Consider the following 13,642-nt stretch of genomic DNA (forward strand, 5'->3'; position numbering starts at 1 on the left):
TAAAACTCGTGAGATTATTTGATATTACACCAAAATTCTCACGAGTCAGAAATAATTTTATTTCTATATAAACTTATTTAATATAGTTACTTTAACTGCTCATTTATTTTATCTGCTAAATTAGCAAACTCCTGTATAGTTAAAGTTTCGCCTCTTCTTTTAGGATCTATATCTGCATTATTGAATGCTAGCTCTAATTTTTCCTTACTTAATCCTATATTTTTTACACCATTCCAAAGAGTTTTTCTTCTCATATTAAAAGAACTTCTAATAATGTCAAAGAATAATTTTTCATTATCTAACTTTACTTTCGGTTCTTGTAGCTTATCTAATCTTATTACTATAGAATCTACCTTAGGTCTTGGTATAAAACATTGTGGTGATACTTTTCTTATTATTTTAGTATTACAATAGTATTGAACTAATAATGAAAGAGCACCATAATCCTTATTTCCTGGCTCTGCATTCATTCTTTCTGCCACTTCTTTTTGTATCATTATAGTCAATGACTTAAAATTATAACTTTCCTTTAATAATTTAACTATTATAGGGGTAGTAACATAGTAAGGTAAATTAGCAACTAATTTAACGCTTTCTTCGTTTCCAATTATATCATTAAAATTAACTTTTAATGCATCACTATGTATTAATGTGAATTTAGGGTTATCCCCTATTTCCTGATTTAAAATTGGTATTAAGTCATTATCAAGCTCTATTGCTACTACTTTTTTAGCCTTATTTAAAAGCTGTGCTGTTAAGGTCCCAACTCCTGGGCCTATTTCTATTACTAAGTCATTTTCATCAACTTCTGCTCCTAATACTATATCTCTTGGTACAGAATCATCAATTAAAAAGTTTTGTCCTAGACTTTTAGAAAATTTAAAATTATATTTTTTAACCAACTCTGCTGTTTTTATATCTTGTATTTCCATTATCTACTCACCCCTAAGCTTTCTTCTATTTTTTCTATTGCCGAAATAAATTCCTCTTTAGTTATAGAATATTTATTTAATCTGTTTAACATTTGATTTGCATTTCCATATCCTATTCCTAATTCTTTTCCTAAAATAATTCTTCTTCTTTTTGAATCAATATCACCTGTTAGTTTAAAATGAAACATATCTTCTGATGTATATACTTCTTCAACTACTTCTTCTGATATCTTAGCTCTATTTAAAGCTTCTATAATAACTTCTGGAGTTGCATTTTCAACACCTATATCATCACCCTTTATGCCGTCCTCTTGGGCTATATATGCATGTTTTATTCCTTTTACTCTTTTAGATATTATACTCCTAATCTTTTCTCCTGCAAAATCAGGATCTGTTAAAACTATTACACCTTTTCTTCTTTGAGCTTCTTTTATTCTTTCTATTACTTTTGCATTTATTCCAAATCCGCCTACAGCTATAACTTCAGCATCAACTGCCTGTTTTACAGCAGTTATATCATCTCTACCTTCAACAACTATAACTTCTTTAATCAAAATATTAACTTCCTTTCCGTTAATAAAAGTAATTTCCTTATCTTTATTTATTATATCCAAATAATAATTTATCCCTATAAGCTTATTATGTCAAATTAATTGCAAAATAAAAGGATGCTCTAACTTTGAGAGCATCCTCTATTTTACCATTCTCCTGGATAAGCTAAAATATAAACAGGAACATTATATTTTCTTCCCCAACTATTATATGCTTCTTCTTGAGAATTAACATATACATCAATGATATTTCCTTTTATAGCACCACCAGTGTCTGCAGCTACAGCCTTTCCATATCCCTCTACATATACTAAACTTCCTAGAGGGATAACCCTTGGATCAACTGCTATAGTACTTATCCCACTTGGATCTCTTACAGGTACAGTTCCTGTTGCTGTAACTCCGCCTCCGCTATATGCAGTAGATTCACAATATATTACGCTCTTATAATTTAATAGTTGACCATCTCTACTTGCAAGGGTTTTTCTTGTTCCTTGCACAACTATTTTGTTAACTGGTTCTGCTACCACTTTGGAACTCTTAATTTCTCTAGAGAACTCCTTGCCATTTTTGTAAACTATTTCATAATTTACTTCTTTTTCTCCTGAAGTTCCATCTTGTCTTACTTGTTCTAGTCCACTATCAAGGCTTGAATCAGACTCTATAACTACATCGAAACCTATAGATTCTTTAGCTAACTCATTTTTCACTTCAACCTTAACAAGGTTAATTTTTAATTTGTCTGAAATTTCTGAATTTAATGTAGGGCTAATTTCATCTATTCCTTCATTAAATTCAACACCTTGATTCTTAAGTTCTTCTTTTTCTGCATCTAGCATTTCTTTTATAGTATCTTCTGCAGTATCAATCTTTAATTGTTTATCTCCTACAGTAAGCTCTACTGAATCAGCTCTTTTAATAGCTATTGTATCGCCTTCAGATACTTTACTATTTAAAGCTGGTTGAACTTTATCTTTAGGGCCAATTTCTACCCCGTTAGTATTCAACACATCTTTAACAGTCCCTTTATATGTGACAAAAGTCTTTTCTTCTCCGTCTATTTTCATTGTTATTGTCTTTCTCATACTTGTGAACGTCACTGATAGAATAATAGTAGCTACTATAGCGCCTATCAGTATTTTTGCCTTTGGACCGTTAGAAAAATTATTTTTCAGGTATTCTTTATATTTTTCTACCATCTACTTTACCTCCCTTGGCAAGAGCGTCTTTTGAATTATAATTGAAATAAACATTTTTGTCAAATTGAGACCTCTTGCATTAATAAAACTGCGAATAAATGCATACTATGCATACTAAAATATAAATTATAAATTATAAATAATAGCCAAATTGCAGTTCTTTATCAAAAGTAGATTGTTCTTTATTCTAGTTTCATCCTTGTGTATCAATAATTATAAATTGTAATTTTTTTCAAGTTATTACTTTTTTATTGTACTTTATATATTATTTCCAATCAACCTCTTAAAATTATCATTTACAGCTAAATTTACTTCTTTTGGGTCTAAATCTTTTATTACAGCAATTTGTTCTATTATATAAGCTATATAGTCTGATTTATTCCTTTTTCCTCTATTTGGCGCTGGAGCCATATATGGACAATCTGTTTCAACTAGTAGCTTTTCTAGTGGGACATGCTTAACAACCTCTATTATCTTCTTTGCATTTTTAAATGTTACTACTCCAGTTATACCAATATAATACCCTAATTTTATACACTCCATAGCAAATTCCGTGCTTCCTGAAAAGCAATGCACTATCCCCTTAACATTAGGAAACTCTTTTATTATTTCTAAAGTATCTCCATGAGCATCTCTATCATGAATTACAACTGGTAGATTTAACATTTCTGCTAGTTTCATTTGTTCTATAAATACTTCTTTTTGAATATCTTTTGATGGATTTTCGTCCCAATAATAATCTAATCCAATTTCTCCAATAGCTATTATTTTCTTATTTTTTTCAATTAAACTTACTATTTCTCTTTTAACATTTTCATTAAACTCATTTGCATTCTCTGGATGTATCCCTAATGCTCCGTATATAAAATCTTTTTCTTCAGTTAACTTATTAGTTTTTTCTATACTTTTATAACTTGATGCACAATTTAAAATTCCTATAACTCCATTATCTTTAATTTGCTCTAAAACATTTTCTCTATCTTCATCAAAAGCTTCATCATCATAATGTGCATGTGTGTCGAATATTACATACTTATTTTCCATCATAATTCCTCCAATTTTATCCCTAAATTATTATAAATATTATTATATTACAAAAAATCATATAATACACACTTTATATACTCTTTACATTAAATAAATATAAAAATATAATTTCATAAATAGTAAAAAAACCTGCTCAAATAGCAGGCTTTTTCATTTATTAATTATTTTATTTTATGCTTTTTTCCGGAATTCCCAATATTATTTGCATGATCCCCTATTCTTTCTAGATTACTTATTAAATCTAAAAATATTACACTAGAAGCTGCGGAACAAGACTTTTCATTTAATCTCTTTATATTATTTTCTCTGAACTGCTTTTCTAATTTATCTATTTCGTCTTCTATTTGTTCTATTTCTTTCGGTGCAACTAACATCTTACTATTATAACTTTCGATAGCTATTTCGATAGCTTTCATAGTTTTACCAAATATAATTGATAACTCTTCTTTTGCACTTTCGCCAAGATGTATGTTTTTATTAATTTTTTCTATAGCTAAATCAGCAATATTTTCTGCATGATCTCCTATTCTCTCTATGTCATTAATTACATGATAAGTTGAACTAAACAACTTTATATCTTCTTCTGGTAACTCTAATTGTGATAATTCAACTAAGTAATCAGTTATATCTTTTTCTAATGCATTAATTATCTTTTCATTTTGATAAACCTTATCTACTGATTCTACATTATTTTCTGTAAATGCATTCATCGCTAATGCTAAGTTTTCTTTTGCCTTAGTAGCCATTCTTAATGTTTCTTTAAAAACTTGTCCATTTGCAACTATAGGAGTTTCTAATAACTTTTTGTCTAAGTAAATAGCTCCTTCTTTTTCTATTTCAGCATCTCCTGGAAGTATTTTATTAACTATTTTAACTAAATATGCTGATAACGGTAATAACAATACTGTAACTGTAACATTAAATATAGTATGTGCATTAGCAACCTGTCTTGCTACGTTAGTTGGATCAGTTGCTGTTACTAACCTTATAAATGGATCTATAAATGGGAAGAAAATTATAGCTCCTATTGTGTTAAATAACAAGTGCACTAGTGCAGCTTTTTTAGCTGTTCTATTAGCTCCTAATGATGCTAATATAGCAGTAACACAAGTTCCTATATTACAACCTAATATTACAGGAAATGCTAAACGCATATCTATAGCTCCTGTTGTTGCTAAAGCAACTAAAATACCTGTAGTTGCTGATGAACTTTGTACAACAGCTGTCATTCCAAGACCTGCAAGTAATCCTAGGATACTATTATCTGCAACTACTATAACAAATTCTCTAAACCAACTTGCTTCTGCAATAGGCTTCATAGCGCCAGACATTACGCCCATACCCATGAATAGTATACCAAATCCCAATGCAATGCTAGCTAAATCTCTAACTCTTTTCTTTTTAGCTACAAGTAATATTATTGCTCCTGCTCCTATAAATAATGGAGCAATTGCATCTAATTTAAATGATACCATTTGAGCTGTAATAGTTGTTCCTATATTAGCTCCCATTATTACTCCTGCAGCTTGAAGTAAATTCATTAATCCTGCATTTACAAAACTAACAACCATAACAGTTGTTGCACTTGAGCTTTGTATTATAGCAGTGACCCCAGCTCCAACCAGTACTCCTATGTACTTATTACTTGTTAGTTTTTCTAATATTGATTTTAATCCTTCACCGGCAGCATTTTCTAAGCCATCACCCATAAGTTTCATTCCGTATAGGAATAAGCCTAGTCCACCTATAAGACCTGTTAAAATAGAAAACTTGTCCATTAATGTTTCTCCTTATACATTAAATAATTTTCAATTGTTAATGTGTTAATATTCTATTAACAAAAATACTATACAACTATTAATTAGAATTGTAAATATTAATAATATCGAAATTTAATTTTATTAATAAAATTATTTTTAATGCTAGGAAAAGGTTACTAATTTATTCATATTTTATTTATTTTTTTGACACATTACTGTCATATTATTAATGTATTATAATACTTGTAAAGTAGTTAAAGCATTATTATTTACCCCTAAAACCATCTAATGGTCCCTAGATTAAATTATTCCCCAAAGTAATTTAATCTAGGGTTTTTCCTTTTTATTTTATTTTTTCTTCTTTTAATCTTTTAACTTCTTCAAAGGCCCTTCTCTTATCTATTTTATCAAATAACACCTCTAATTCTGATACTTTGCCACTTTTCTTTTCTACATAACTCCATATAGGTTCATCTAAATCTAATGCTTTTCTAATTTTTTCACATGTATTTGGAATAAATGGCTCTAGCAAATTAGATATGTTTATAACTGCTTGAATACATTCATATATTGTATTTATACATTTTTCATTATTTTTTTCTGTTTCTACAAATAATTTTTCATCATTAAAATACTTACTTATCTTTTTAATAAATGACAATATTTGCGAAAGAGCCTTTTTGAAACTTCCTTCTTCTATACTATCTCCTACATCAAAATATAAATTAAGCACTTCATTTTTAAAATCCTCTGATACTTTTCCATTTGGTATATTAGAATTATACTTATCCTGAACAAGTTCAATTGTTCTGTTAACAAGGCCTCCAAAACAATTAACCAAATCTCTATTTACTGTATTTATAAAATCCCTCCAAGTAAAATCGGTATCTTTAACCTCTGGCGAATTTAAGGATAAATAATATCTAAAAGTATCAATATTATAATTGCCAACTATATTGTCACCCCATATTGCCCAATTTTTAACTGATGAAAAATTTTTCCCTTCTAGCTTCATATATTCGCTTGATATTATTCTTAAATTAGGATTCTTTATTCCAATCCCTGCTAATATAGCTGGAAATATAACCGTATGGAAGGGTATATTATCTTTACCATGAACAAAGTAAATTCTTGAATCTTCTCCTTGCCAATATTCCTTCCAATCTTCATCTCTTTCCTCTAAACACTTCATGCTAGCAGTTAAATATCCCATAACCGCCTCAATCCAAACGAATATTTTTTTATCATCATATCCTTCTAAAGGAACATCTACTCCCCAATTAAAATCTCTTGTTACAGCTCTATCTCTTAAACCCTCATCTAAATATCTTTTTACTATCTTTTGAGCATTTTCTCTCCAACCTTTTTGCCTAATTAAAAGTCTCCTAACATCATTTTCAAATTGCGAAAGTGAAAAGAATAAATGCTTTGTTTGCAGAACTAAATCTTCCTTACAATAAGGACATTTTTCTTCCATATATGTTTCAGGTAAAAACTCATTGCAGTTTTCGCAATATTTTTGATCAATTTCCTTTTCATATATGTATCCCTTTTTATATAAATCTAATATAAACTCTTTAACCTTATTCTCATGATAGGTAGAGTGAGTTTTAGCAAATATATCAAAAGAAAATCCTAAGTCATCAAAACACTTTTTAAATTCATTATGATACTTAACTACAGCATCCATAGGGGTTATTCCCTCTTCTTTAGCTCTCATAGTTACAGGAGTCCCGTGACAGTCTGTTCCTGACAAGAACACAACATCATCTCCCATAAGCCTATGATATCTTGCAATAATATCTCCTGGGAGTAATACTGCTATTCTTCCTAAATGTAGTGGTCCATTTGCATATGGCCATGCATTTCCTATAATAATATTCATAAATGTCCCCTCACTATTTTCTTATTGCTTTATTTTTGTATTCCAAGTAAATCTTCTGCTCTATCTATAATATATTTATAAGAGTCTTCTATCCCCTGATTATAAAATTCTACTGCTAATTTATCCATAAAGAAATCCAGTATCATATTTGATGCTAAATCACCTAATTCCTCATCTCTTTCTTCATAGAAATAGGTTTTTATTTCATTCTTTAAAGCTTCTCTTTTTTCTTTAGATATATCGAATATTTTTTTCATATCAATGTCTCCTTATTATAATTGTTTTTTTATAAAAATTTGAGGATAGGTTCCCCTATCCTCCTTTATCCTGATTTTTAAAATAAACTTAATTAAATTATAAAGATTTATCTTACTTGGCTTCCAGTTGGTAATTCTCCTGGATTTACTACCTTTAACAAACTATCATCATCTGTTGATGCTGCTAATATCATTCCTTGTGATAACTCACCTCTTAATGTTACCGGTTTTAAGTTAGCTACTAATACTACATATTTTCCTACTAAATCTTCAGGCTTGTAGTATTGTGCTATTCCTGAAACTACCTGTCTTTCTTCTCCATTTAAATCTACCTTTAATTTTAGTAACTTCTTAGCTTTTTTTATCGGTTCACAAGCTAATACTTTTACTACTCTTAAATCTATTTTTTCAAAATCCTCTATTGTGATTTCTTCTTTTATTGGAGTAATTTCTCTTTTTTCATCTTTTTTATTTTCTGCTAACTGAGCTTCTCTTAAGGCATCCAATTCTGCTAGCTTCTTATCAACATCTATTCTTGGGAATAAAGCCTCACCTTTTTGAACCTTAGTTCCTACAACAGTACCATTAAAGCTACTTAAGGATTCAAAAGAAATATTAGTTGTATTTATTTGTTCATTTATCTTCTTGCTTGTATCTGGTAAGAATGCAGATAATAAAACTGATGCAAATCTTAAACTTTCTACCAAGTTATATAATACAGTACCTAATCTTCCCTTCTTTTCTTCATCCTTAGCTAATATCCAAGGAGTTGTTTCATCTATATATTTATTTGCTCTTCCTATTAAATCAAATATATATTCTAGAGCTTCTGGAATTCTTAAGTCATCTATAGCTTTATTAACTTTATTTGTAGTTTCTAAAGCTAAGCTTATTAATTCATCATCAATAGCTTCTTTGCTTGAATTTTCTGGTATAGCTCCATCAAAATACTTTTCAATCATAGCTACTGTTCTTGAAAGAAGGTTTCCTAAATCATTACAAAGATCTGAGTTTATCTTTTTTATAAATATTTCATTATTAAATAATCCATCTGATCCAAATGGTATTTCTCTTAATAGATAATATCTAACTGCATCTACTCCAAAATGTTCCACTAATGTTACTGGGTCAACAACATTGCCTTTAGATTTTGACATCTTTCCACCATCAACAAGTAACCATCCATGACCAAATACTTGCTTTGGTAATGGTAAATCTAAAGCCATTAGCATAATTGGCCAATAAATAGTATGGAATCTTAAAATATCCTTACCAATTAAATGTACATCTGCTGGCCAATATTTATCATATAAGTCTTTATTTTCACTTCCATAACCTAATGCTGTAATATAGTTTGAAAGAGCATCTATCCATACATATACAACGTGTCCCTCATCAAACGTTACAGGAACGCCCCAATTGAAGCTAGTTCTTGAAACACAAAGATCTTGAAGACCTGGTTTTAAAAAGTTATTAACCATTTCATTTTTTCTTGATTCTGGTTGTATAAACTCTGGATGAGACTCTATATATTCCATTAATTTATCAGCATAATTACTCATTTTGAAGAAGTATGCTTCTTCCTTTGACTTTTCTACTGGTCTACCGCAATCTGGGCAGTTTCCATTAACTAATTGAGTTTCTGTCCAGAAAGATTCACATGGAGTACAGTATAGTCCTTCATATGATGATTTATATATATCTCCTTTATCATATAATTTTTTGAAGATATCTTGAACAGCTTTTATATGGTAATCATCAGTTGTTCTTATAAATTTATCATAATTGATATTCATCATTTTCCATAGATCTTTTATTCCTGCCACTATTTCATCTACATGCTCTTTTGGTGTTATACCTTTTTCTTCTGCTATTCTTTGTATCTTTTGACCGTGTTCATCTGTTCCAGTTAAAAACATTACATCATATCCAGTTAATCTCTTATATCTTGCAAGAGCATCAGCTGCTACAGTAGTATAAGTATTTCCAATATGAAGCTTAGTTGATGGATAGTAAATTGGTGTAGTTATATAATATGTCTTTTTACACATATCTTTTCTCCTCCCTAACATGGTTTCTTCTTTATAATAATAAAAAAAATCTCTATATAGGTATATTAAGACCTATATAGAGACGTATTATACGTGTTACCACTCTATTTCATACTTATTTCGCAATAAATATCTCAATAGGTGAAATTTATTCACCTTGCAATATAACGGTTGCTACCGTATTCCTCTAACTTAATAAGCTCAAAGAATCTGCTCCAAGTCCATATTCATGAAGATTACTGTCACTAGCTTTCACCTTACCTAGTTCTCTTTTAGACTATATTTCTTCACTACTCTTCTCTTCACTGCATTTTCCATTTATTATTATGATATTCTATATTAAAAATACTGTCAATTATTTTTAACAATTCACTCTTTATCAAACTTTTTCTTTATTATATTATCTATCATCAATCTTGATAAAACAACCATAAATAAATTAAATGCTAATAAAAAAGTAAAAGCACTTTCTCCAATTATAAATAATAATACTGCATTAACTATAAATAGTAATGTTCCTACAGATCCATTTAACTTAGCCACTAACTTATTTGAATATTCCCATGCTAAGCTACTTTGTGTTGAATATTTATTTTTATATCCTATTTTCATATCTGGATATTTTGTAGATTTTGATTCGTACAATCCTCCTACAATAAACAAACCTAATGGTATTATTTCTGTTAATACTAAATAAACCCAAAAACTCATATAATCAATCCTTATTAAACATATTTGTAATATTTATATTTTATAATAGTAATAACTATATCTGCAATATATATTTATAAGTATGTGGTTACTAATTAAAATTAATTAGTAACCACATACCTATAAATATAATCCTCAAATTAAAAATATGTACTATTTCATATAGTCTTATAATTTTAAGTCATATTTATAACACTAACCTTATATAAGTTATATGCTATAATATTATAAAAAAGATTGGAGTTGATACTGTGAGAAAATTTGACTTACCTCATATTGGTTATAGAAATATTAAAACAGCTCTTTCTGTTTTAATTTGCCTAATATTTTGGCCGAATTCTCTTTTTGCTGCAATTGCAGCTGTAATCTGTGTACAAGACACAGTAGAAAACTCAGTTAAAACAGGCCTTAATAGATTAATAGGTACATTACTCGGTGGTATTCTAGGCGTTCTTTTACTTTTTACAATAAATAAATTTAATTTATCATCATTCTCTGCAATAATAGCTGCAATTGGTGTATCTTTAATTATTTATTTGTGTAATCTAGTAAAAAAGCCAGCTGCCTGTTCTATTGCTTCTATTGTTTTAATTGGTATTATTATATCACCTAATTATGATAGTCCATTAATTTACTCTTTTAGAAGAACTATAGAGACAGCTTTTGGAATAATGATTGCAATTGTTATTAATAAATACATTAACCCACCAGAATATAATAAAACTAATGAAATTAATTCATCAGAAGATGATAAAACTAATGAAATCAAATGATATTATAAATATTAAGGAGAACAACATATGAACTTTACTATCCCTAAAGTTGGACTTAGAACTATTAAAACTGCAATTTCAGTATTTTTATGTTTATTGCTATTTCCCCACGAGCCATTTTTTGCTTGCTTAACTGCTGTTATCTGTCTTCAGAGTACTGTTTCAAACTCAGTTAAAATGGCCATAAATAGGGGTGTTGGAACAATAGTTGGAGCAGCTATAGGATTATTATTTTTAATTCTGTGTAGATATTTCAAGTTTAATATTGAATCCGACATTTTAAGCAAATTATTGATTTACTTTACTATAGCTATAGGTATAATAGCAGTTATATACTCATGTAACTTAATAAAGAAGCCAGGAGCAATTAATGTATCTTGCATAGCCTTTCTTGGTGTAACAACTATTCATGCCTTTTCTGATCCAATTTTTTATGCAGTTAATAGAACTGTAGAAACTCTTTTTGGTATTTTTATAGCTTTACTAGTTAATAAGTTTATAGTTCCACCAAAAGAATAGTATATAATTTAATAAAAAATGGACAATTGGAAATTGTCCATTTTTTATTTTCAATTATTATATTTCTCTAGTTTCATTCTTTAAGAAATCTATCTCTTCTTTATTTAAATATTGATTTAACTTTTCAAATACAGTCTTATGGTAATTATTTAGCCATACTTTTTCTTCTGATGTTAGCATCTCTATAGCTACTCCATTTAAATCTATAGGACAATATGATATAGTTTTAAATTTATAAAACTCACCAAATTCTTCTGATTTAATATCTTTAACTACTAAAAGAGTATTTTCTATCCTTATTCCATGCTTTCCCTCTTTGTACACTCCTGGTTCATTAGTTATTATCATACCAGGCTCTAATACCGTTGTGTTTCCCTCTGGCCTTATTCCTTGTGGTCCCTCATGTACATTTAGGAAATATCCAACTCCATGACCTGTTCCACACTTGTAGTCAATACCGTATTCCCAAAGAGGTCTTCTTGCTAATATATCTAAGTTCATTCCAGTGGAACCCTTTAAAAACATAGCTTTGCATAAAGCTATATGCCCTTTTAATACCAATGTGAAATCTCTTTTTTCTTCTTCAGATATCTTTCCTAAAATGAAAGTTCTTGTTATATCTGTTGTTCCATCAAGGTATTGTCCGCCAGAATCCACAAGAAACATACCTTCTTGTCTTAATTCATAATCAGTTGCTTCCGTTGCTGAATAATGCATCATTGCTGCATGCTCCTTATACCCAGCTATAGTACCAAAGCTATCTCCTTTATAATTTTCTCCTTGTGCTCTAAGGCTAGTTAATTTTTTGCTTGCAGATATTTCTGTTATTTTCTCTTTTTCTATACTATCCTTTAGCCATTTTATAAATCTAACCATGGCAACACCATCTCTAACTTGAGAATTCTCTATATTGTTTATTTCAACTTCATTTTTTATTGCCTTTAGTCTTGTTGTTATATTAACTTCATCTATTATTTCTATATCTTTACTTAAACATGAATATATTTTAGCATTCAATTTATTAGGATCTATTATAGTTGTTTCATTTATTAATTTAACATGATTTCCTATTTCATCATAATCATATATGTTAAATCCCTGAGATATTAAACTTTCCTTTGTTATATCATCAACCTTTTGCTTATCTATATATAAATTAGCATACTTTTCATTAACAATAATGTATGAAAGTGCTACAGGATTAAACTTAACATCATTTCCTCTTATATTGCATAACCAGGCTATATCATCTAAAGATGATATTATATAATTTTTGGCCTTTTTTTCTTCCATATGGCTTCTCACTTCTTCTAACTTCTTTGAAGAAGACTTACCTGAATATACCTCATCATGTATAAATATTTTATTTTTAGGAAGTTCGCTTCTTGTTAACCAAACTTCTTTTAACAAATCATTATCCATATTTATATGGAATCCAACATTTTTTGCTATCTTTAAAAAGCTCTTATATTGATTTACCGAAAATAATCTTCCATCAAATCCCAACACTTCTCCTGATTTAATATTTTTTTCAATCCACTCTTCAATAGTTGGATATCCTATTGTCCTCATTTTCATAAGTGATATTCCACTTCCAATTAATTCTTTATCAGCCTGAATAAAGTACCTTCCATCAGTCCATAAATAAGCAGAGCTTAACCCCACTAAAAGAGTACCCGCTGAGCCAGTAAAACCTGATATAAACTCTCTTCCTTTAAAATAGTCAGATACATATTCACTTTGATGAGAATCACTACTTGGAATAATATAGTAGTCAATATTCTTTATTTTCATTACTTCCCTAAGTTTAGCTAAATTGCTCATATTAAATGCCCCCTTAATAATTTTATATTTATAATTATACCCTATATACTTTATGAGATTCCATATATTCATTTAATTCTAAATATATTATATTTTCTGAAAACTCGTTGATTTACCTAAGTTTTTTATATAT

General features: G+C 28.8%; 12 protein-coding genes and 1 other annotated feature. Of the genes, 2 read left to right on the forward strand and 10 right to left on the reverse strand.

All coding sequences use genetic code 11. The features are described from left to right. Positions 1-86: 86 nt before the first annotated feature. The 9 genes from rsmA to ACYUEX_RS12605 all read right to left on the reverse strand — a co-directional run bounded on the left by rsmA (position 87) and on the right by ACYUEX_RS12605 (position 10,393). Positions 87-932, reverse strand: coding sequence for a 16S rRNA (adenine(1518)-N(6)/adenine(1519)-N(6))-dimethyltransferase RsmA (rsmA, locus tag ACYUEX_RS12565; protein ID WP_411169438.1), 846 nt, complete (start codon positions 930-932; stop codon positions 87-89). Further along, positions 932-1,486 carry a ribonuclease M5 gene (gene rnmV / locus ACYUEX_RS12570; protein WP_411170647.1) on the reverse strand — a complete coding sequence of 185 codons (555 nt, stop codon included), beginning with the start codon at positions 1,484-1,486 and terminating at the stop codon, positions 932-934. Before rnmV ends, rsmA begins: the two co-directional genes overlap by 1 nt. A gap of 143 nt (positions 1,487-1,629) precedes the next feature. Continuing rightward, positions 1,630-2,682, reverse strand: coding sequence for a 3D domain-containing protein (locus ACYUEX_RS12575; RefSeq protein WP_460288511.1), 1,053 nt, complete (start codon positions 2,680-2,682; stop codon positions 1,630-1,632). Between the two features lie 258 nt (positions 2,683-2,940). Then, positions 2,941-3,726 (reverse strand): TatD family hydrolase, encoded by a 786-nt coding sequence (locus tag ACYUEX_RS12580; RefSeq protein WP_460288512.1) that lies wholly within the window; start codon positions 3,724-3,726, stop codon positions 2,941-2,943. Between the two features lie 164 nt (positions 3,727-3,890). Beyond that, a complete protein-coding gene (locus tag ACYUEX_RS12585; protein ID WP_460288513.1) occupies positions 3,891-5,507 on the reverse strand; it encodes a Na/Pi cotransporter family protein in 1,617 nt (538 codons plus the stop codon). Between the two features lie 325 nt (positions 5,508-5,832). Further along, entirely contained in the window at positions 5,833-7,374 is a 1,542-nt protein-coding gene (locus tag ACYUEX_RS12590; RefSeq protein ID WP_460288514.1) for a methionine--tRNA ligase, read from the reverse strand. A 29-nt stretch (positions 7,375-7,403) separates the two neighbouring features. Next, positions 7,404-7,631, reverse strand: a complete 228-nt coding sequence (locus tag ACYUEX_RS12595; RefSeq protein WP_460288515.1) for a DUF2164 family protein — start codon at positions 7,629-7,631, stop codon at positions 7,404-7,406. A 107-nt stretch (positions 7,632-7,738) separates the two neighbouring features. Next, positions 7,739-9,682: a methionine--tRNA ligase gene (gene metG, locus ACYUEX_RS12600; RefSeq protein WP_460288516.1), complete on the reverse strand. Its 1,944-nt coding sequence runs from the start codon at positions 9,680-9,682 to the stop codon at positions 7,739-7,741. A gap of 75 nt (positions 9,683-9,757) precedes the next feature. Then, positions 9,758-9,997 (reverse strand) — a binding site (T-box leader). A gap of 54 nt (positions 9,998-10,051) precedes the next feature. Continuing rightward, positions 10,052-10,393, reverse strand: a complete 342-nt coding sequence (locus ACYUEX_RS12605; protein ID WP_322413383.1) for a hypothetical protein — start codon at positions 10,391-10,393, stop codon at positions 10,052-10,054. Positions 10,394-10,644: 251 nt separating this feature from the next. Between ACYUEX_RS12605 and ACYUEX_RS12610 the strand changes: the two genes are divergently transcribed. Next, positions 10,645-11,166, forward strand: a complete 522-nt coding sequence (locus ACYUEX_RS12610) for an FUSC family protein (RefSeq protein ID WP_460288517.1) — start codon at positions 10,645-10,647, stop codon at positions 11,164-11,166. A 27-nt stretch (positions 11,167-11,193) separates the two neighbouring features. Next, positions 11,194-11,685, forward strand: coding sequence for an FUSC family protein (locus tag ACYUEX_RS12615; protein WP_411169431.1), 492 nt, complete (start codon positions 11,194-11,196; stop codon positions 11,683-11,685). 57 nt (positions 11,686-11,742) lie between these two features. On the opposite strand, the gene ACYUEX_RS12620 is transcribed toward ACYUEX_RS12615, so the two are convergent. Continuing rightward, positions 11,743-13,509, reverse strand: coding sequence for an aminopeptidase P family protein (locus ACYUEX_RS12620; RefSeq protein WP_460288518.1), 1,767 nt, complete (start codon positions 13,507-13,509; stop codon positions 11,743-11,745). Positions 13,510-13,642: the final 133 nt, after the last annotated feature.

This window comes from Clostridium sp. CTA-7 (genome assembly GCF_054768095.1).

Coding starts and splice junctions, on each gene's coding strand:
- ACYUEX_RS12575 (WP_460288511.1), bottom strand. CDS start 2,682: ATGGTAGAAAAATATAAAGAATACCTGAAAAATAATTTTTCTAACGGT.
- metG (WP_460288516.1), bottom strand. CDS start 9,682: ATGTGTAAAAAGACATATTATATAACTACACCAATTTACTATCCATCA.
- ACYUEX_RS12605 (WP_322413383.1), bottom strand. CDS start 10,393: ATGAGTTTTTGGGTTTATTTAGTATTAACAGAAATAATACCATTAGGT.
- ACYUEX_RS12580 (WP_460288512.1), bottom strand. CDS start 3,726: ATGGAAAATAAGTATGTAATATTCGACACACATGCACATTATGATGAT.
- rsmA (WP_411169438.1), bottom strand. CDS start 932: ATGGAAATACAAGATATAAAAACAGCAGAGTTGGTTAAAAAATATAAT.
- ACYUEX_RS12615 (WP_411169431.1), top strand. CDS start 11,194: ATGAACTTTACTATCCCTAAAGTTGGACTTAGAACTATTAAAACTGCA.
- ACYUEX_RS12590 (WP_460288514.1), bottom strand. CDS start 7,374: ATGAATATTATTATAGGAAATGCATGGCCATATGCAAATGGACCACTA.
- ACYUEX_RS12595 (WP_460288515.1), bottom strand. CDS start 7,631: ATGAAAAAAATATTCGATATATCTAAAGAAAAAAGAGAAGCTTTAAAG.
- ACYUEX_RS12585 (WP_460288513.1), bottom strand. CDS start 5,507: ATGGACAAGTTTTCTATTTTAACAGGTCTTATAGGTGGACTAGGCTTA.
- ACYUEX_RS12620 (WP_460288518.1), bottom strand. CDS start 13,509: ATGAGCAATTTAGCTAAACTTAGGGAAGTAATGAAAATAAAGAATATT.